General features: G+C 55.0%; 15 protein-coding genes. 12 read left to right on the top strand and 3 right to left on the bottom strand.

The window, feature by feature from the left end; all coding sequences use genetic code 11:
• The first annotated feature begins 65 nt into the window (after nucleotides 1–65).
• The 8 genes from OO731_RS05650 to OO731_RS05615 all read left to right on the top strand — a co-directional run bounded on the left by OO731_RS05650 (nucleotide 66) and on the right by OO731_RS05615 (nucleotide 9,137).
• The gene (locus OO731_RS05650) at nucleotides 66–2,363 is read left to right on the top strand and encodes a DEAD/DEAH box helicase (RefSeq protein WP_264889982.1); all 2,298 of its coding nucleotides are present in this window, start codon (nucleotides 66–68) and stop codon (nucleotides 2,361–2,363) included.
• Between the two features lie 268 nt (nucleotides 2,364–2,631).
• Nucleotides 2,632–3,141: a 50S ribosomal protein L10 gene (gene rplJ / locus OO731_RS05645; protein WP_264889981.1), complete on the top strand. Its 510-nt coding sequence runs from the start codon at nucleotides 2,632–2,634 to the stop codon at nucleotides 3,139–3,141.
• A gap of 48 nt (nucleotides 3,142–3,189) precedes the next feature.
• Nucleotides 3,190–3,567, top strand: coding sequence for a 50S ribosomal protein L7/L12 (rplL, locus tag OO731_RS05640; protein ID WP_138275800.1), 378 nt, complete (start codon nucleotides 3,190–3,192; stop codon nucleotides 3,565–3,567).
• Nucleotides 3,568–3,933: 366 nt separating this feature from the next.
• Nucleotides 3,934–5,427: a fibronectin type III domain-containing protein gene (locus OO731_RS05635; protein ID WP_264889980.1), complete on the top strand. Its 1,494-nt coding sequence runs from the start codon at nucleotides 3,934–3,936 to the stop codon at nucleotides 5,425–5,427.
• 47 nt (nucleotides 5,428–5,474) lie between these two features.
• Nucleotides 5,475–5,969 (top strand): copper chaperone PCu(A)C, encoded by a 495-nt coding sequence (locus tag OO731_RS05630; protein WP_264889979.1) that lies wholly within the window; start codon nucleotides 5,475–5,477, stop codon nucleotides 5,967–5,969.
• 7 nt (nucleotides 5,970–5,976) lie between these two features.
• Nucleotides 5,977–7,188, top strand: coding sequence for a Dyp-type peroxidase (locus OO731_RS05625; protein WP_264889978.1), 1,212 nt, complete (start codon nucleotides 5,977–5,979; stop codon nucleotides 7,186–7,188).
• Nucleotides 7,189–7,246: 58 nt separating this feature from the next.
• Entirely contained in the window at nucleotides 7,247–7,837 is a 591-nt protein-coding gene (locus OO731_RS05620; RefSeq protein ID WP_264889977.1) for an alpha/beta hydrolase, read from the top strand.
• Nucleotides 7,838–7,850: 13 nt separating this feature from the next.
• Nucleotides 7,851–9,137, top strand: coding sequence for a saccharopine dehydrogenase C-terminal domain-containing protein (locus tag OO731_RS05615; protein WP_264889976.1), 1,287 nt, complete (start codon nucleotides 7,851–7,853; stop codon nucleotides 9,135–9,137).
• Nucleotides 9,138–9,204: 67 nt separating this feature from the next.
• On the opposite strand, the gene gndA is transcribed toward OO731_RS05615, so the two are convergent.
• Nucleotides 9,205–10,653: an NADP-dependent phosphogluconate dehydrogenase gene (gene gndA, locus OO731_RS05610; protein ID WP_264889975.1), complete on the bottom strand. Its 1,449-nt coding sequence runs from the start codon at nucleotides 10,651–10,653 to the stop codon at nucleotides 9,205–9,207.
• 34 nt (nucleotides 10,654–10,687) lie between these two features.
• A complete protein-coding gene (locus OO731_RS05605; protein ID WP_264889974.1) occupies nucleotides 10,688–11,026 on the bottom strand; it encodes a putative immunity protein in 339 nt (112 codons plus the stop codon).
• A 110-nt stretch (nucleotides 11,027–11,136) separates the two neighbouring features.
• Between OO731_RS05605 and katG the strand changes: the two genes are divergently transcribed.
• Nucleotides 11,137–13,332, top strand: a complete 2,196-nt coding sequence (gene katG, locus OO731_RS05600; protein ID WP_264889973.1) for a catalase/peroxidase HPI — start codon at nucleotides 11,137–11,139, stop codon at nucleotides 13,330–13,332.
• 8 nt (nucleotides 13,333–13,340) lie between these two features.
• Here the strand turns inward: katG and OO731_RS05595 are convergent, their stop codons facing one another.
• Nucleotides 13,341–13,946 (bottom strand): TetR/AcrR family transcriptional regulator, encoded by a 606-nt coding sequence (locus OO731_RS05595; RefSeq protein ID WP_264889972.1) that lies wholly within the window; start codon nucleotides 13,944–13,946, stop codon nucleotides 13,341–13,343.
• A gap of 106 nt (nucleotides 13,947–14,052) precedes the next feature.
• Between OO731_RS05595 and OO731_RS05590 the strand changes: the two genes are divergently transcribed.
• Genes OO731_RS05590 through hrpA form a run of 3 tightly spaced genes read left to right on the top strand, consistent with a single transcriptional unit; the run spans nucleotide 14,053 to nucleotide 20,822 of the window.
• The gene (locus OO731_RS05590) at nucleotides 14,053–16,521 is read left to right on the top strand and encodes an MMPL family transporter (RefSeq protein ID WP_264889971.1); all 2,469 of its coding nucleotides are present in this window, start codon (nucleotides 14,053–14,055) and stop codon (nucleotides 16,519–16,521) included.
• Between the two features lie 18 nt (nucleotides 16,522–16,539).
• Nucleotides 16,540–17,013, top strand: coding sequence for a DUF3817 domain-containing protein (locus tag OO731_RS05585; protein WP_264889970.1), 474 nt, complete (start codon nucleotides 16,540–16,542; stop codon nucleotides 17,011–17,013).
• Nucleotides 17,013–20,822, top strand: a complete 3,810-nt coding sequence (gene hrpA / locus OO731_RS05580; protein ID WP_264889969.1) for an ATP-dependent RNA helicase HrpA — start codon at nucleotides 17,013–17,015, stop codon at nucleotides 20,820–20,822. The genes OO731_RS05585 and hrpA overlap by 1 nt, the downstream gene beginning before the upstream one ends.
• Nucleotides 20,823–20,834 lie beyond the last annotated feature (12 nt).

Here is a 20,834-nt window from a genome sequence, read left to right as displayed (position 1 = left end):
GCCCACCGGCCCACAAGCAGCTACTCCCTGCGAGGGCCAACACAACTGAAGAGGAATCTACAACTATGCCTGGATTTGGCAAGTCATCGTCGCGCGCGCCTAAGGGAGCTGCCGGCAACAATTTCAAGCCACGTGAAAACGGGAAAAGCCGCGACAGCGGGTTTTCGAACAAGGGCGGCGGAGCACCGACTTCTGGTCGTGCGCCTCACCGCGCAGCCGACGGCACCGGACCATCACGTGCTCCACGAGCAAAGGGCGCGTTCTTTGAGAGCGGCCCAAAAAAGACCTACGGTGATTCACCTCGTGGCGAGCGCCCTTCATACGGCAACGACCGTAACTCGCGCCCAGCTGCAGGCCGCACCTCACCTCGCGAAATGAATGGTGGCCGCGAAGACCGCGGTCGCGACTGGACTCCGCGCAACGGCGAAGGCACCGGTGCACCAGCACGCAAGCCTCGTTACAACGCTGATGACCGCGCAGCCCGTGATGGCCGCCCTTCATACGGCAACCGCGATGACCGTGCTCCACGTCGTGACTTTGGTGACCGTGACTCACGTCCTTCTTACGGCAACCGCGATGACCGCGCACCTCGCCGTGACTTCGGTGACCGCGACTCACGTCCGTCATACGGTAACGACCGTCCGCGCTTTGGTGGTTCAGATGACCGCCGTGGCAATGACCGCCCTTCATACGGCAACCGCGATGACCGTGCTCCACGTCGTGACTTTGGCGACCGCGCGCAGCGCCCAGCCGGTGGCATGTCAAACCGCCCATGGGAAGACCGCAACGAATCACGCCGCGACTTTGCATCACGCGATGACCGTGGCCCACGCCGCAACTTCTCGGAAGACCGCAACCCAAACCGCCCAGACCGTGCCGCACGCGATGACTCACGTGAGTCAACCTTCCGCGGTGCACGCGACTCAAACCCAAACAAGAAGGCTTTCTTCGAGGACAAGGTTCTTGAGCGTCTAGAGGCAGTAGAGCAGTCAGAGGCAATCACCGCTGACAGCTTCGAGGCCATGGGTCTTCACCCAAAGGTGCTTATTGCTCTTGAGGGCATGGGCGCATCAACTCCGTTCCCTATCCAGGCAAGCACCATCCCAGCTGCAATTTCTGGCCGCGATGTTCTTGGCCGCGGTAAGACCGGTTCGGGTAAGACCATTGCGTTCACCGTGCCACTAGTTACCAAGTTGATTGCTGCTGGTTCAGTGCCACGCAAGGCTGGCAAGCCACGTGCGCTAATTTTGGCGCCAACCCGCGAGCTTGCAGACCAGATCGACCGCACTGTAAACGGCATTGCCCGCGCAGTTGGTTTCTACACAACCTGCATCTACGGTGGTGTTCCTCAGCGCAAGCAAGAGAACGCCATGAGCCGCGGTGTTGACATCGTTGTAGCAACACCAGGCCGTCTTGAAGACCTAATGGCACAGCGCATCATCGATCTTTCAGAGGTTGAAACCCTGATTGTCGATGAGGCTGACCACATGTGTGACCTTGGCTTTATCGAAGGTGTGCGCCGCATCATGCGCGCTGCCGGCGACAGCCAGAAGCTGCTTTTCTCGGCAACTCTTGACCGCGAGGTCGACGCATTGGTTAAGGAATTCCTTCCTGACCCATACGTTTACGAGGTTCCGAACGAAGAGACCGACACTGCCAACATCACTCACCGCGTAATGACCGTTGACCCTGAAGACCGTTCACAGGTTCTTTTGCGCATCGTTCAGGGTGAGGGCAAGTCAATCATCTTTACCCGTACCAAGATGACCGCAGAGCGTTTGAGCGAGAGCCTGACCCAGGCTGGTGTTCCAGCTGCTCGTCTGCACGGTGACCTAAACCAAAACCAGCGAAACCGCAACCTTGAGCGTTTTACCAAGGGTGCTGTTCGTGTTCTAGTTGCCACCGATGTGGCCGCTCGCGGTATCCACGTTGACGACGTTGCTTTTGTGGTCCAGGTTGATCCACCAGAGGAATACAAGACCTACCTTCACCGCTCTGGCCGTACCGGTCGTGCGAACAAGGAGGGTACTGTTATCACCCTGATACCACGCAGCCGTCGCCGCCGCATGGAAGACCTACTTCGTCGTGCAGAGCGCGACGGAATCTTCTCAGACGTACGCCCATCAAGCGAGTTGCTTGAGCAGCTAGCTGGCCCAATCGCTCCACCTCCGGCTCCAGAGGCACTTGACTTTGGTGACTCACGCGGTGGCAACGGTGGCGGTGGCCGCGGTCGCGAAGGTCGCGGCGGTTCAGGCGGTGGCCGTTCAGGTGGCCGTGGTAACTACGGTGGCTCTGGTAAGGGTCGTTGGGCAGACAAGCCTAAGGGCGAGGGCCGACCACGTGCCAAGAAGTACAACGACTAGTCGTTAGTTTCAGAAAACCCCATCGGTTAGCGCCGGTGGGGTTTTTGGCACTTGCGCTGATCTCGGCGGTCTTGTAGGCTGTAAGAAGCCACAGACCGTCGGTTTTGCTTCTCGCGAGGCAACGAAGGATACGAAAGTGTCAACCCACGCAGGTGTATTTAGAAGTTCAATTCGTTGGTTTTTAAACTGAGTTTTTTACTGCTTCATGCGTCTGCATGGAGCATTTTTTATTTCCCGGGGCTACCGACATAAACATTCAAGGAGCGCCATGGCGAACAAGGTCGAGAAGGTAGCTGAGCTAACTGGTCTATTCCAGAACTCAAACGCCGTCTTTCTAACCGAGTACCGCGGTCTCACCGTTGCACAGCTCAAAGAGCTACGTCGCAACATCAGTGCAGACGCAACCTACGCCGTAGCAAAGAACACTCTTATTGAGATCGCTGCGAAGAACGCTGGAGTAACCGCATTTGACGGCCAGTTGTTCGGACCAACCGCTCTCGCTTTTGCAACCGGAGACGCAGTCTCAGTTGCTAAGGCTTTGCGTGACTTTGCGAAGGCAAATCCTCTACTAGTAGTAAAGACCGGTGTCCTAGACGGCGTTGCTCTTTCTGCTGCAGAGGTGCAGAAGCTTGCAGATCTCGAGTCTCGCGAAGTTCTATTGGCCAAGGCCGCAGGACTTTTCAAGGCTCCGATGTACAAGGCTGCTGCTACAACTCAGGCACCGCTATCACAGGCTGTACGCGTTATCGACGCACTACGCGCCAAGCTAGCCGCCTAAAACCCAAGCTTTACAAACCAAACTTTTATAAAAACAAGGAGATACATCATGGCAAAGTTGACCACTGAGCAGCTTATCGATGCATTCAAGGAACTATCACTAATCGAGCTTTCAGAGTTCGTTAAGGCATTCGAAGAGGTCTTCGAAGTTACCGCAGCTGCTCCAGTTGCTGTTGCTGCCGCTGCTGCTCCTGCAGCTGCTGCTGCAGAAGAGAAGGACTCATTCGACGTAGTTCTTGAGTCTGCTGGCGACCAGAAGATTGCAGTTATCAAGGAAGTTCGCGCACTGACCAACCTAGGTCTAGGCGAGGCTAAGGCTCTTGTTGACGGTGCACCTGCAACCGTTCTAGAGGGCGCAAACAAGGACGCTGCTGAGAAGGCAAAGGCTGCCCTAGAGGGCGCTGGCGCAAAGGTTACCCTTAAGTAATCTAGCTTTTTAGCGACAAACTCCCTCGGCTTCGGCCGAGGGAGTTTTCTCTTAACCGGGGGACTTTCCTGAGAGTTTTTGGGTACGCCAATTAAGTCCGGATATCTGTTCGGTCAAGCCGAACATTTCATTTGTCCTGTTTTTGTCCTTTTTAGACTTGACAGTTGCGAGAGCGCTATTTGGCGTATCCGGACTGATGATTTTGGGCGTAAGGAGGGTTGTGTGGGGAGCTTTATTGCGAAGCGTCGGCATCTCAGACGGGCTCTCCTGTCGGCCGCTCTTTTGTTGGCTGGATCCGGCCTGGCTGTTGGCGTCGGGGCAAGTTTTGCCGATGTCACGGTAGGTACAGGAAACTGTGTTCAAACAGTGGGGTCTTCGGCAGGAGTTACAAGCACGCGATCCGGAAACGAATGCGTAGTTAAGTTCACAAATGTCGGTTCGACAACCTGGAATACGCCAGCCGGAGTCACTAAAGTTCGTGCACTAGTTGTCGGTGGTGGTGCAAGCGGTAACCGCGGTATCTATGGTGTGTACTACGGTGCAGGTGGTGGTGGTGGAGAGGTCAAAGATCTGTCCAATCTCTCGGTGGGTTCAGGAGCTAAAACAGTTACGGTTGGAGCTGGTGGGCAAGGTGTTCTGGCAGCAGATAACACCGTAGGTAGCTCAGGCACACTATCTCAATTCGACTCAACTCAGGCCCGCCCTGGTCAACCAGCGAATAACACCCGCACAAACAATGCGGGAACGATTGGTGGAACCAGCGGCTCAGGTTTCCTAGGCGGTAATGGCACCACCGACTATGGCGACCCAATTCTGGTTTCACCGAGCGCCAACCTAACCACCAGCGTTTTGGTTAGCTCAATTGATGGCTCGCGCTCTGGCGCCACCGATGGCAACACCGATACCGCCTCGTTCCGCTCAGGTACCGCCGTGTTCCGCACCGCAACTTTCAGAACCGCCGCGGTTTCACCGAGCCCGTCGCCGAGCCCATCGGCAACCACGGCTCCGGTTACTGGTTACAGCGTGAAGGTAGTTACTGTCACTTCGGCACCTGAGCTTGCTCCAACCTCAACTGACTATGTCACCGAGGGTGTTCACCTTGGTGTTGCCACACCTTCTGAGCCTCGTTCACTTGGCTCAGATGTCGACGACATCGGTGGCAAGAAGATTAACCTGGCCTGGGTTACCCCTGAATCTGATGGCGGCGAGGCCATTACCGGATACCGTGTTCGAATCGAAGGCGGTGCCGAGACTCAAACCATCGAGATTGACGACGAGACCCTGAACTACACAATCAGTGAGGTTCAGGCCGGACGTACCTACGTAATCAAGATTGCCGCCCTAAACGTAAATGGTGCCGGCGCTGAGGCAACTGTTACCGAGATCATTCCGGCGCCTCCAGCCCCACCGGTTACCCCTACTACCACTCCGACTCCGTCGCCGACTCCAGAAGAAACTGAGTCACCGCGACCAGTCAAGCCATCTCCAAAGCCAAGCCCAACTGATGGAACCGGCAACGGTGGTCAGAAGCCGGTGGACACCGATAACGACGGCATCGAAAACAACGAGGATTCAGATATCGACGGCGACGGTATTCCGAACGGAACCGACCCGGATATGGATGGAGACGGGATTCTGAATGGTGAAGACCCAGACCCAACCGACACCACCGGAGCTACCGAAAAGCCAGAGGCAAATGAGGGCAACGGCGATGGCTCTGCCGGCGGTGTGATCACCAACGCGGTCACCGGTTTGGCATTGTTCCTTGGTTCCATCTGGCCATGGGTTTTGGCATCTGCGCTGTTGATGCTGATTGGCGTGCTCTGGATCAAGCGCCGTCAAAACGCCAGCCGCGACTAGCCGCTAGCGGTTTTGCATGGTTGTTCTACGAATTGTAGAATAGAGGCATGAAAAAGATTTTCGCTGCGCTAGTTGCCACGCTATTTTTGACCACGCTGACCGGCTGTGCTGAAGCCAAGCCAGAGGCTGTGGCCGAGGTTTCGATAGTCGACGGCTGGGTGCGAGTTTACGAAGGCACCGAAGCCGCGGGTGGCATGACCGGAGGTTTTGCGACCATCACCAACAACCTTGATTCAGAAATTACTCTGGTTGGAGCCAGCTCTGAGAGTGCCATGATGACCGAGGTTCACGAGGTTGCCATGGTTGACGGAAAAATGAAGATGCAGGCAAAAGAAGGCGGCATCACGATTGCTCCAGGCGAGACCGTCAGCTTAGAGCCGGGCGGATTGCACGTAATGCTTATGGGTCTAAAGCAGCCGCTGCTAATTGGTGAAGAAGTAAAAATCACCCTTGATTTTGAAGGCACCGATGACGTTGCTGTGGTTTGGCCAGCCAAAGAATCACTTGCCGGAGACGAAGAATACGTCTCAAACCAAGAGTAGAAACCGATTGAGTAAAGTATCGCGCCGAGGCTTTCTGGCGGGGGCATCTGCTTCGGCCGGTGCCATAGTTGGCGCATCTGCGGGTGCGTGGTTTGGGGCCGATCAAGCCGCTGCAGCGGCCGAGATCAAATCGCAAACCGCGGTACTCAAGCGCAAAGAAAAATTCTACGGAGCCCACCAAAACGGCATCGAGCTTGAATTACAAACCTTTACCAATTTTGTTGCCTTCGATCTTCTCGATGGGGTAGACCGAGCTGCGATGCTCCGTTGGATGTCGCTGTTGACCGACGACATTGCCCGGCTAACCCAGGGAGATGCAGCTCTGGCTGACGCTCAACCGCAACTGGCGCTTGGCCCGGCTCGACTCACGGCAACCGTAGGTTTTGGTCCAGCGATGTTCGAAAAGCTGGGGCTCGAGCACCAAATGCCAGACTCTTTTAAGAACCTGCCGGCATTCAAAATTGACGCTCTGAAATCCGAATTTAGCGGCGGGGATGTTCTGATCCATGTTTCGGCCGACGACCCAATTGTGTTGTCTCATGCGGTGCGCCGCCTGATCACCGACAGTCTTGGTTTTGCATCGGTGCGTTGGTCACAGCAGGGTTTTTCTAACGCCCAGGGCGTTGTGCCGCACGGTGTTCGTCAGCGAAACCTAATGGGCCAGGTTGACGGCACCGATAACCCCGGTTTGGCCACGGATGACTTTGAGAATTTGGTGTGGATTAACGATGGCCCCAACTGGATTCAGGGTGGCACCATCATGGTCTTTAGGCGAATTGCCATGCAGCTGAATACCTGGGACCAACTTGGTCGGGTTGAAAAAGAACAGGTGATTGGCCGCACGCTCGACACCGGCGCTCCACTGGGCAAGGCCAATGAGACCGATGTCATTGATTTTGATGCTGTCGATGCAAACGGTCTGAAGGTAATCCCTGACTTTGCACACATTCGCCGGGCCCACGCTCACGCGCCCGGAGAGCGCTTTTTTAGACGCCCGTTCAATTACGAGACCGGGGTATCGGCCGATGGCAACCCAGATGTTGGTCTGCTCTGGACTGCCTATCAGCGCAATCTTGACACGCAATTTATCCCGGTTCAACGCCGCCTAGAGCGGTTTGATCTCTTGAATAAATGGACCACCCCGATCGGCTCAGCGGTATTTGCGATTGCCAAAGGTGTTCAGCCAGGGCAGGTTTTGGCTGCTGAACTCTTTGCCTAAGTTACCGATTGTTATGCCCTCGCTAGACCCAAATCAGGCAACAACATAGATTGTTTTTATGGCAAGAATTTTGATCATGCACGGCTGGACCAACCGCCGCCAAGAGGGTGTTTGGCAGCGCAAACTTGCAAGCACACTGCGGCACCAGGGGCACCAGGTTATTTATCCGCAGTTTCCAAACACCGATTCCCCGGTGCTAGAGGAGTGGCAGGAGCTGCTGCTTGCCGAGTTGGATTTGCTTGCTGAGGCAGGTTCTGGCGAGACCATTGTGATTGGTCATTCGCTGGGTTGTGTGAACTGGATACAGGCCGCCGCCGAGGGCAAAATCAAGACGCCGGTTGACCGTCTATTGCTTGTGGCTCCGGCTGACCCTGACCTTTTGGGTGAGGTCAAGGGCCTAAAGGTCAACCTCAAAAAGCGCCAAGTGGTTGATGCCGCACTGGCCTCTGCCAAATCAATCACGCTGGTTGGTAGCGACCTTGACCCTTGGCTTCCAGACGGCGTTCAAGCAACCTACGGAGACCCGCTCGGAGCACGTGCCGTAATTCTTGAGGGCGTAAAACACTTCTCTTTGACAGACGGTTTTAGCGATTGGCAGGGAGTTGTCGACTGGGTTAATGACCCAGCCGCAGACCTACGCATTCGCTAGGTAGGCTGGTTCTATGAGAATCCTTTTGGTTGGCGCCGGTGGTGTTGGCGATGCAATCGCAAAGATCGCCGCAACCCGCAGTTTTTATGACATCTTTATCGTTTCTGACTACGATTTTGCCCGCGCTGAAGCCACTATCGCCTGGATCCGCGCTCGTCACGGCGACCGCGTAGCATCGAAGTTTTTAGCTGCCAAGATTGACGCCAGCCAGGCAGCTGTAGTTGCCGAGCTTTGCCTAAATCACAAGGTGACTCACCTGATCAATGCGGTTGAGCCAAAGTTTGTGCCGACCATTTTTTCTGCGGCCTACACCGCTGGGGTCAACTACATCGACATGGCAATGAGCATCTCAGAGCCGCACGAAACCGACCCATTCCACAAAACCGGTATCAAGTTGGGTGACGGTCAATTTGCCCTGCACGACCAGTGGGAACGTTCCGGAAAATTGGCGCTGGTTGGTTGCGGCGCGCAGCCGGGATTGTCCAACGTTTTTGCTCGCTACGCGGCTGAGAATCTGTTCAGCGAAATCGACGAGATCAGCGTTAAGGACGGTGGCAACCTAACGGTTCGCGATGCCGATGGCAACGAACTATTTGCACCGCACTCATCAATCTGGACCACCATCGAGGAGTGCCTAAACCCTCCTGTGGTTTACGAGCGCAGCCGCGGTTGGTACACCACCGAGCCGTTTAGCGAGCCAGAGATTTTTGAGTTCCCAGAGGGCATCGGGTCGCTCGAATGTGTGAATGTCGAGCACGAAGAAGTAACCATGTTGCCGCGATTTATTCGGGCCAACCGGGTCAGTTTTAAGTACGGCTTGGGTCGCGAATTTATCGAAGTTCTGAAGACCCTGCAGAAGCTTGGGCTAGACCAAACCAAACCTCATCGAGTGCGCTCGGCTCAGGGCCCGGTTGATGTTTCGCCGCGCGATGTTGTTGCAGCCGTGCTGCCAGACCCAGCCAAAATTGGTCCACAGATGACCGGCAAGAGCTGTGTTGGAATCTTGGTCACCGGTAAAGACCTTGATGGTAAGGACCGCGCAACCTTCTTGTATCACGTGGCTGATAACTCAGAGACGATGGCCGACCTTGATGCTCAGTGCGTGGTTGCCCAGACCGCATACGCGCCGGTTATTGCCCTTGAGCTGATGGCCAGTGGTGCCTGGCGAGGCGCGGGTGTGCTTGGCCCAGAGGCATTCGACGCTGTGCCGTTCCTTGACCTAATGGCTTCGAACTTTGGATTCAGCCAAAAGTGGGTTGCTCAAGAGCGCCTGCCAGCAAGCCCTCTGCGTCACCCATAATTCATTGGTAAAAGAAAACCCGGTCGAGGTATCGACCGGGTTTTCTTTTTTGGCATGAAGCCTCAAATTAGTGGGTGCTTGGAGCCTGTTCAACTTCTGAACGGTCGCCTGACCATAGGGTGTGGAAAGTGCCTTCCATGTCTACGCGCTTGTAGGTGTGAGCGCCAAAGAAGTCGCGCTGACCCTGTACCAAAGCGGCTGACAGGCGTGGTGAACGCAAGCCATCGTAGTAAGAAAGCGACGATGCAAAGGCAGGCACCGGAATACCGGCAAGCGAAGCCTTTGAAACCACGGTGCGCCATGATGACACTGACTCAGCAACAGCCTGCTTGAAGTAAGGGTCAAAGATGAGTGACTGAAGTTCAGCGTTCTTGCCGTATGCGTCAGCAATGCGGTTCAAGAACTGAGCACGGATGATGCAACCGCCGCGCCAGATCTTTGAAACAGCACCTAGGTTGATGTCCCAGTTGTATTCCTTGGCGCCGGCACGAATTGCGTCAAAGCCCTGTGCGTAGGCAACCAACTTTGATGCGTAAAGTGCGCGACGAACGTCTTCAACAAACGCTGCCTTGTCGGCCACGGTCCACTCGGTTGCATCTGCCGGCAAGCCATCAACTGCGGCGCGCTGTGCGGCCTGAGATGAAAGTGAGCGAGCAAATACTGCCTCGGCGATACCTGAAACTGGGGTGCCTAGGTTTAGAGCGGTCTGAACGGTCCAAACACCGGTGCCCTTTGAGCCGGCCTGGTCAAGAATTACATCAACCAATGGCTTGCCGGTCTTGGCGTCAACCTGCTTTAGAACCTCAGCGGTGATCTCGATTAGGAATGACTCGAGGTCACCCTTGTTCCACTCGGTGAAAATCTCTGCAATCTCGGCTGGGCTGTAGGCGCCGGCCTGACGAAGGATGTCGTAGGCCTCAGCAATTAGCTGCATGTCAGCGTACTCAATACCGTTGTGGATCATCTTGACAAAGTGGCCAGCGCCATCGGTGCCAACGTGGGTAACACATGGCTCACCCTCAGCAATTGCTGCGATTGAAGCAAGGATTGGGCCGAGGGTCTTGTAGGCCTCTGCTGAACCACCAGGCATGATTGAAGGACCCTTTAGGGCGCCCTCTTCACCACCTGAGATACCGGCGCCGACAAAGTTGATGCCCTTGGCTGAAACTTCTTTTTCACGACGGATGGTGTCGGTGAATAGTGCGTTACCACCGTCAACAATGATGTCGCCTGGCTCGAAACGCTCGGTTAGCTGTGAAATAACGGCGTCGGTACCCTTACCGGCCTGAACCATGATGATCGCGGTGCGAGGCTTGGCCAATGAGGCAACAAACTCATCGATGGTCTCTGATGCAATGAAGCCTGCTTCTGGGTGCTCGTTGATGAGCAGCTCAGTGCGCTCGAATGAGCGGTTGTAAACGGCAACGGTGTTGCCCTCGCGGCTTGCAAGGTTGCGAGCCAAGTTTGAACCCATTACTGCGAGTCCAACGACTCCGATGTTTGCCTGTGCGGTCATGTTTTCCTTTAGATGGTTGTTTGCTTCAACAATATCAAAGAATGGCAGCAGATTCGCGTGCTTTATCGGCGTATCGCTTGACGTGCCAACTGTGGGTAGCAACGTGGGCGACTGAGGCTGCCTGACCGCAGGTTCGGGCGGCAAATCGGGCGGCCTCGTTTGTGGTTTCTCTGGCCGCGGCGTGAGCAGCAAACGCCGCATCGCGCACTGGCCCAACTGCCAATTCGCCACGCAGCCAAAGCCGCAGCGCAGCCAGTGCTTCACGCGGTCGCAAGTCGTGTGGTTCGGCTCGTTCAAAAATTTTTAACACCGATTCAGCCTCGGCCAAAGACTCCTCGGCCGCGATGAGGTGATCGGTGTCTGGAAGGTTCATTAACTGCAGTCTAAATCAACGTGAATCTGGGTGTTGGTTGGGAATACGGGCTTAATCAGAGCGGTTGGCCAACCCTTGTAAGCCCGAGAATCAAATAGGTGAGGTTGTAAATGTCTTCAGAAGCAAAGTGCCCATACACCGGAGCGACCAACGAGCCAGTTGGAACATCAAATAACGATTGGTGGCCATCGTCTTTTAAGACCGACGCACTGCTTCACAACTCTCCAAAGAGCGACCCAATGGGCGCTGACTTTGACTACGGCCAGGAATTTTTGTCTTTGGACTTGGCAGAGCTCAAGGCTGAAATCAACGATCTAATGACCACCTCGCAGGATTGGTGGCCAGCCGACTACGGACACTACGGTCCTTTCTTCATTCGTATGGCATGGCACTCAGCCGGAACCTACCGCGTGACCGATGGTCGCGGTGGCGCCGGACAGGGCCTTCAGCGATTTGCACCACTGAACAGCTGGCCTGACAACGTAAACCTAGACAAGGCCCGCCGTTTGCTGTGGCCAATCAAGCAAAAGTACGGCAAGAAAATCTCATGGGCTGACCTGATGATTTTGGCTGGTAACTGCGCACTCGAATCTATGGGACTGAAGACCTTTGGTTTTGGTGGCGGCCGCGCAGATGTTTGGGAGCCAGACAACACTTACTGGGGTTCAGAGACCGAGTGGTTGGCCAATAAGCGCTATGACTCAACCCGAGACGCAGGGACTCTAGAAAACCCGCTTGCTGCGGTTCAGATGGGTCTGATCTACGTAAACCCAGAGGGCCCAGACGGCAACCCTGACATCCAGGCTTCAGCCAACGACATTCGCGAGACCTTTGGCCGCATGGCTATGAACGACGAAGAAACCGTTGCTTTGATTGCCGGTGGTCACACATTCGGTAAGGCCCACGGAGCCGCAAACCCTGAGGGCAATGTTGGCCCAGAGCCAGAGGCTGCCCCGCTTGAGGCGATGGGTCTTGGCTGGAACAACAGCTTCGGAACCGGCAACGGCGCAGACACCATCAGCAGTGGTCTTGAGGGTGCCTGGACACCAACCCCGACCAAGTGGGACAACAGCTATTTTGAAACCCTGTTTGGTTACGAGTGGGAGCAGCAGAAGAGCCCAGCCGGAGCCATTCAGTGGGTTCCAAAAGACGGCGCTGCTGCAGACGCGGTTGCCGATGCGCACGATCCATCAAAGCGCCACGCACCAATCATGTTCACTACCGACCTAGCTCTGCGTTACGACGCCGAGTACGAGAAAATCTCGCGCCGTTTTCTAGCCGATGCAGACGCATTTGCTGACGCATTTGCTCGAGCCTGGTTCAAGCTGACTCACCGTGACATGGGTCCTCGCGCACGCTACCTAGGTGCTGAGGTTCCTGCAGAGGTTCTAATTTGGCAAGATGCAGTGCCTGCGCCGACCGGCAAGGCACCAAGCGCCGAAGACCTAAAGGCTCTAAAGGCTTTGGTCCTGGCCTCAGGCCTTTCAGTTGCTCAGTTGGTCTCGACCGCATGGGCATCAGCATCAAGCTACCGCGATTCAGACAAGCGCGGTGGCGCCAACGGTGCTCGCGTTCGCCTTCTACCTCAGCGCAACTGGGAGGCCAACTCTCCAGCTGAGCTAGATGCCGTCTTGACCAAACTTGAAGGTATTCAGGCTGCGTTTATTGGTTCTCACCCTGGTGTTGAGCTATCGCTGGCCGACCTCATCGTGTTTGCCGGTGGTGTGGCGGTTGAGAAGGCTGCTGCAAACGCAGGTGTCGAGGTAGAGGTTCCATTTGTTGGTGGCCGCACTGATGCCACTCAAGAAATGACCGATGTTGCCTCGTTTGAATACCTTCGCCCATACGCAGACGGTTTCCGCAACTACGCCAGCAAGGGCCATGGCCCAATCGCCGACCGCCTGTTGGTTGAAAAAGCCAACCTACTTGCACTTACTCCACCTGAAATGACCGTACTCATCGGTGGTCTTCGTGTGCTCGGGGCCAACACCGGTGGTTCAAAGGTCGGCGTTTTCACCGATAAGTCAGAGACCCTGTCAAACGACTTCTTTGTGAACCTGCTTGACCTAGACAACACCTGGCACGCGCAGTCACCAGCCGGAGAGCTGTTTGACGCGCGTGATCGCAAGACTGGAGCTGTGAAGTTCACCGGAAGTCGAGTCGACCTAGTGTTCGGTTCAAACTCGGTACTGCGCGCGCTCGCCGAAGTTTATGCATCAGATGACGCCAAAGAAAAGCTGGTTCACGACTTTGTGGCCGCCTGGTTCAAGGTCATGATGCTTGACCGCTTTGACGTTGCCAAATAAAGCAGAAATTAGTTGAAGAGGTTCCGGAGCTGAACCATGATTATGGCAACAGCTTCGGACTCACCCATTGGAGTATCTGATTCGCGCTGAAGTCGGATAATTTCCGTCCACACCTGAGCTGCGATTGCGCCAACCAAACCAGCCTGGATCCTCGCGTTCTGGTCGTTCCCGAGTCGGTCCAAGGCCGCCTCCTGCATCTCCCGAGACCAGACATCGCGGTAAAAAGCAACAACGTCATCGGTCAACCGGGCCCGTGATACTTCGGGGCCGGGAGAAAAAATTTTGAGCACATCATCTGTGTGAGTCGCGGTCAGTTCTAGAGTCGCCTGCAATGAATCAAATAGCTTTTCATCTGCCGGGCGCTCAAGCAGGTGGGCCCTGAAAGCATCCATAAACTCATCGATAGCAGGAAAAAGCAGGGCATTTTTGTTCGCAAAGTAATTGAACAGACTGCGCCTAGAAATTCCAACATGATCAGCAATTTGACTCATGGTGGTGTTTTCAAAGCCCACCTCTTCAAACAATCGCCAGGCCTTCAGGATGATTTCGTTCTGGCTTGATTTGAGCGGGCGGCCGGCGTGCGTGCTGCCTGAATCTGGCTCGAAGTCTGTCATGGGGACAACTTTAGTGCCAAAGTTGACTTAAATTTGCACCGATGCAAGAATGTTATTGCACTAGTGCAACAACTAGTTCATCGATGCTTAGAAAGATGGTCACACAATGGCTGAATTGCTGTATCGACTTGGTCAGTTCTCCGCAAAACGGGCTTGGCTAATTGTCGTTTCTTGGGTTTTGATTTTGGCGTCGATGGGCGGTTTAGCGATTGCCGCCAACGCAAAGCTCTCGACCAGTCTTTCTATCGCTGGCATTGAATCTCAGTTGGTGATTGATCAGCTTAAGAAGTCTTTCCCTGATGCCAGTCGCGGTTCAGGCCAGGTGGTTTTTCATGCCACCGATGGTGTGGCCTTTACCCAGGCTGAGAAGGACGCAATCAGCGCTGTCTTGGCTGAGGTAAATAAGCTGCCGAGCGTTGCAGACACGCTGAATCCGTTTGAGACTCAGGAGTCACTAGATGCCAGCCGTCAAGAAATTGCCGACGGCTATGCCGAAATCGAAGTTGCCAAAGAGCAGCTAGCTCAGGCGCAGGCAGCAATCGATGAAGGCCTGGCCGGACTCGAGCAGGCCCAGGGGCTTATGCCCGCTGCGCAGCTTGAATACATGCGAGCCGAACTAGCTGATGGGCAAGCAAAGATTGATGAAGGTTTGGCTGAGATTGCTGAAAACCTGCCAAAGCTTGAGCTTGGTGAACAGCTTTTGGCCGCTGCCGAGAATTTTGGAACCGTTTCTGATGACGGCCAAACTGCACTCGCGGCAATCTATTTTGATGGCCCACTCTCACAAATTGAGAAGCCAGAAATCACTGCCGCCACCGACCTAATTGCCAACGCAGATTTGGGCTCGGTTGAGGTAGAAGTTTCGCAGGACCTAAGCCAGTCACTCGGTGGCATCCTCGGAATCGGTGAGGCCATCGGTCTGATGATTGCCGCTGTCGTTTTGTTTGTCATGCTCGGCACATTTATCGGTGCGGGTTTGCCGGTTCTATCAGCCATTTTGGGTGTGGGTATTTCGGCAGCCATCACTCTGTCGTTGGCCTCTGTCATTGAAATGACATCAACTACCCCGATTCTTGGCGTCATGCTGGGGCTGGCTGTTGGAATTGACTACTCACTGTTTGTGCTCAACCGCCACCGCCGCCAGTTGAAGACCGGCATGGATCTTCGCGAATCAATTGCGCTGGCCAATGGAACCTCGGGCAACGCTGTGCTGTTTGCGGGTTTGACTGTTGTGATTGCGCTGGTTGCTTTGAACCTGACCGGCGTTGGATTCTTGGGCATGATGGGCTCAATGGGTGCCATCGCGATTCTGATTTCTGTTGCGGCAGCACTTACCTTTACGCCGGCTCTATTGAGCCTGGTCGGCATGCGAATTCTTAGTGAAAAAGAGCGCGCAGCTGTGGCAGCAACCAAGCCGGTGCACTCGGCTGAAGAGTTGCACGATGCAGTCGAGGCCAAAGCCTCAACCAAGTCGGTTTGGGCTGCCAAGCATCCGTGGCTGGCACTGTTGTTTGCCGGTGTGATTTTGGCAACCGTAGCTTTGCCGTCTTCAAGCATGCGTCTTGGTTTGCCAGATGGTGGTTCTGAGCCAGAAGACAGCACGGCCTACCGTGCTTACACACTCACCACCGATGCTTTTGGTGAGGGCGCAAACGGGCAAATTATTTCAGTGGTGGCCATTGAGTCTGCCCTCGACGAGACCGCAGAACTTGAGTTGCAGGCAGCTATTGTCGGCGACCTAATGGCCCTCGACAATATTTCAGCCGTTGTGCCGGGCGGAGTTTCTGACGACGGGAAAACCATGATTTTCTCGGTCGTTCCATCAGAAGGTCCGTCAACCGAAGAAACTGAGAACCTGGTTCGTGACATCCGTGCACTGGAATCTGAGTTTGCCGAGGCTTACGATGCCACCCTCGGTGTCACCGGAATTACCGCGACAAACATCGATATTTCTCAAAAGCTCAACGACGCCCTGCCGATTTACCTCGGTACCGTTCTGTTGCTTTCGATTTTGTTGATGACTCTCGTGTTCCGGTCAATCGCGGTGCCAATCATCGCAAGCGTTGGCTTCTTGCTAACTGTGTTTGCAACCCTTGGCGCTGTTGTTGCAGTTCACCAGTGGGGCTGGCTCGGGTTCCTCTTTGACATTCACAACCCTGGACCAATCCTGAGCTTCTTGCCGACGATGTTGATTGGAATCCTGTTTGGTCTAGCCATGGACTATCAGTTGTTCTTGGTGTCGGGAATGCGCGAAGCCTACGTGCACGGCAAGTCTGCTCGTGAGGCAATTGATCAGGGAATTCACTTGGGTCGTGCCGTGGTGGTTGCAGCGGCAATCATCATGATCACCGTGTTCGGTGGCTTTGCGTTCTCGCACGTCACCTCGGTAAGGCCTATCGGTTTTGGTCTAGCCATCGGTGTTCTGATTGATGCATTCTTGGTCCGCTTGATTCTGGTGCCTGCCGTGATGTCTTTGCTGGGCGACAAAGCCTGGTGGATTCCGAAGTGGTTAGACCGAGTTTTGCCAGACGTTGACGTTGAGGGCGCCAAGCTAGAACGCAGTCACGTTCACTAGTCGAATTAGACTGAAGAAATGTTGACTCCACGGTCTTTGTTTCGAGTGTTCGCCCTCAGCGAGGGTGTCACCTGGACGCTCCTTTTGGCAGGTTTGCTCGCGAACGCTCTCACCGAACTCCCGTCTGGGGTAGTCACGGTTGTCGGAGGTCTGCACGGCGCCGTATTTCTTGGGTACGCCGTAATTTCGGCACTCGTCGGTGTAAACCAGCGTTGGGGTCTTGGTCGCACGGTTCTGGCCGTGGTCCTTGCTGTGATTCCGTATGCCACCATCCCGTTTGAAAAGCAGGTTGAGCGTAAGGGTCTATTGGTCGGTGAATGGCGCCGCGAGCATTCGGGAGATGCCCGCGATGACCACTGGTTTGACCGCCTTTACCGCTGGTTCATTGTGCGCCCATTGCTACTAACGGTGGCACTACTTTTGTTGGTTGTTGGTATTTTTGCGCTGCTGCTTTTTGTTGGCCCGCCGGGTGGCTGGCCTGCTACTGACTAATGCCTGACCTGCAAATCAGCTATCCGGCCGACCTACCGGTTAGTCAGCGAAGAGATGAGATTCTCGAGGCTATCCGTGATCATCAAGTGGTGGTTATTGCCGGTGCCACGGGTTCGGGTAAGACCACCCAGATTCCAAAGATGTGCCTTGAGCTGGGTCGAACCAGCATTGCTCACACCCAACCCCGCAGAATTGCTGCGCGTGCTGTGGCTGAGCGCATTGCTGAAGAGCTAAAGGTTGATTTGGGCGGCCTGGTTGGTTACCAGGTTAGGTTCACCGATAAGGTCAGTGCCGACACCAAGGTCAAAGTCATGACCGATGGAATTTTGCTCAACTCAATGCAGCGGCACCGAAAACTTGAGCAATACGACACCATCATCATCGACGAAGCACACGAGCGCAGCCTCAATATCGACTTCTTGCTGGGATACATCAAACAGTTGCTGCCGAAGCGGCCTGACCTCAAAGTCATCATCACCTCAGCCACCATCGACCCAGAGTCTTTTAGCAATCACTTTGGTGGTGCACCGATTATCGAAGTTTCTGGGCGAACCTACCCGATTGAGGTGCGTTACCGGCCAACCGCTCGCGAGGCCCATGACGACACCGATCCCGATGAAGAAACCACGGCTTCTGATTACATCGATGGCATCATCCGTGCTCTGAAAGAACTGCAATCTGAGGCCGAGGGTGACACCCTGGTGTTCTTGTCTGGCGAGTCTGAAATTCGTGACGCACAGGATGCCATTGAGGGCAGTATCACCAGCGGTGCACTGGTCAAAGGCACCGAGGTTCTGCCGCTTTATGGTCGACTCAGCGCGGCTGAACAGCACCGGGTTTTTGAGAAGAGCAAGTTGGTTGGGCTTCGTCGGCGGGTAATTCTGGCCACCAACGTGGCTGAAACCAGTTTGACGATCCCGAACATCAAATACGTCATCGATGCCGGAACAGCCCGAATTTCTCGTTACAGCCCAAAGGCAAAGGTTCAGCGCCTGCCCATCGAGGCTATCTCTCAGGCAAGTGCCAATCAGCGTGCCGGGCGCGCAGGCCGAACCAGCCCCGGAATTGTGATTCGTCTGTATGCCGAAGATGATTTTGAGTCGCGGCCGGCATTCACCGATCCAGAAATTCTGCGCACTAATTTGGCTTCGGTAATTCTTCAAGCGGCCAACTTGGGTCTTGGTGACATAACCCAATTTCCGTTTTTACAACCGCCTGATCCGAGAGGTGTAAAAGACGGTCTAGGCCTCTTGGCAGAGCTGGGTGCTGTCGATGATGCCAAGGGCAAGTCCATTCGGCTTACACCGGTTGGTCGCAGCCTAGCCCGGCTGCCGATGGAGCCAAGGTTTGCCCGCATGCTCTTGGAGTCAAAGAACTTTGGGCTGGTGCGCGAGGTCATGATCATCGTGGCCGGCCTGACCATTCAGGACCCGCGCGAGCGACCGCTGGCTAAGCGCCCGCAAGCTGATTTGGCTCACGCCAGATTTGCCGACCCGACCAGCGACTTTTTGAGTTTGCTAAACCTCTGGAACTACCTAGAGGAGCAGCAGCAAAAACTTTCATCCTCGGCGTTTAGGCGTTTGTGTAAGAACGAGTACCTCAATTACCTGCGCGTGCGTGAATGGCAAGACCTCATTCGGCAGCTCAAGTCAATTGCCAAGCCGCTAGACCTGGTTGTCGGTATTCCAAAAGTGGACCCAGACGGCATTCACAAGAGTTTGCTAGCCGGCCTGTTGAGTCAGATTGGTTTGCGCCAGCTCACCGAGAAAAAGGGTGCAGATTTGGTTAAGGGTGGCTCGGCCGCTAAAACCAATAAGGGTCCGGGCGAGTACCTGGGCTCAAACGGTAAAAAGTTCGTCATCTTTCCGGGGTCAACGGTTGCCAAAAAGGCACCGGCTGCAATCATGAGCGCCGAATTGGTTGAAACCAGCCGTCTTTTTGCCCGGATGAACGCAGCGATTGACCCCGCTTGGGCCGAGCCGTTGGCCGGAAATTTGGTGAAGCGAAGTTTTAGCGAACCGCACTGGGAAAAATCCCAGGGCTCGGTTGTTGCCTACGAACGCGTCATGCTATTTGGTGTGCCAATCGTGGTCTCGCGTCGCATGCAGTACTCGCGAATCGATGCCGAACTTTGTCGCGAGCTGTTTATTCGTCACGCATTGGTTTTGGGGGAGTGGGATTCAAAACAGGCCTTTGACCGCGCTAACCGGACTCTAATCAAACAGCTTGAAGCCAACGCTGATCGCGCCAGAAAACCGCAGCTGGCACCTGATGAAGATGACATCTATCGTTTTTACCTTGCCCGCGTTCCGGCCGAGGTGGTCTCAACCCGCACTTTCGAAGGTTGGTGGCGCAAGGCCAAGCACGAGGACCCATCGCAGCTAAATATGACCCGCGAGCTGTTGCTGGGTGAGGAAGTTGCCAAGCCGGACGAACACGAACACCCGCGCGAGTGGTTGCACAACGGGCAGCAACTCAAGTTGCGCTACCGGTTCGAGCCGGGCGCCACCGATGACGGCGTGACGGTGGATGTTCCATTGCCGCTTTTGGCCAGTTTGAGGCCTGAAGAGTTTGACTGGCTGGTGCCGGGAATGCGCGCCGAATTGGTAACCGAACTTCTGCGCAGCTTGCCCAAAGCGATTCGCCGAAACGTTGTGCCGGCTGCTGACTGGGCGGCAAAAGCCTTGGCTGTCTTGCCGGCCGAGCCTGCCGGAAGCCTGCTGACTACGCTTGCAAAAACTCTGCAGCAGTTGAGCGGTACAAAAATCGATGCGACTGACTTTGATGTTTCTAAACTGCCGACCTCCCTAAAGATGACCTACCGAGTGGTTGATGCCGGGGGCCGCACACTTGGGCTGGGCACCGACCTTTCGGCGCTCCAAGAAAAACACGCAGAGAGTGGTCGAGGAGCGGTTGCCCAGGTAGTCGAGAAAGTGCACTCTCCAATCGAGCGCGATGGCCTCAAAGCATGGGATTTCGACTTTCTCGAGAAAAGCATCGAGTCAAAGCACGGCAATAATGTCGTTCGTGCTTTTCCGGCGCTGGTCGCTGCACACGATGGCGTGAACATCAGGCTGTTCTCTACCGAATCAGAGCAGACGTTGCACCACATCCGTGGCGTTGTTGCATTGGTTGCAGGCGCGATTGCGAGCCCGGCAAAATACGTTGAATCTCACCTGGCGCAAAACGAGAAGCTGGCAATTGCTGGGTTGCCGTACCCAAACTTCAACGCATTCATCGATGACGTGATTGCTGCCGTTGCTGAGCGCGAAATTCGGCGGGTTGAGCCAACCGGGCGAATTTTCACCAAACGAGAATTTGAGCAGATCAGAGATTCGGTTTCGGCAATTATTGTTGAGCAGGCTTTCGAGGTCTCTGCGCTGGTTACCAAGATTGCTGTTGCAGCTCGCGAGGCAAATAAGGCCATCGGTGAGGTCAAGTCATTCGATTTCTTGTCGGTGCTTACCGCTGAAAAGACCCACGTGGCCGAACTAATTCAGCCAAAGTTTGTCAGCGCAGTTGGCCTTGATCGGCTGCCGCGCCTGGTGGTCTACCTGCAGGCAATCAAACAGCGCATGGACAAATTGATCGAGAATTCGGTTCGCGACCGTCAAGCCACGGCCGAACTAGACCAAGCTATTGGCCTTTACATTTTTGCCGGCGGAACCTTTCCGCTAAAGGCTGGTGCCTCAGAAAAATTGGTGGCAGCGCGTTGGCTCATCGAAGAGTTTAGAATTAGCCTCTTTGCTCAATCTCTGGGCACCGCTGAAACCGCATCGGTTCAGCGCATCAAAAAAGTTTTGTCCTAACGGAATAAAACT

It is taken from the genome of Rhodoluna sp. KAS3, assembly GCF_026000575.1.
Lineage (GTDB): Bacteria > Actinomycetota > Actinomycetes > Actinomycetales > Microbacteriaceae > Rhodoluna.
The sequence above is the reverse complement of the archived record's forward strand: the minus strand, read 5'-3'. Positions and strand labels throughout refer to the sequence as shown.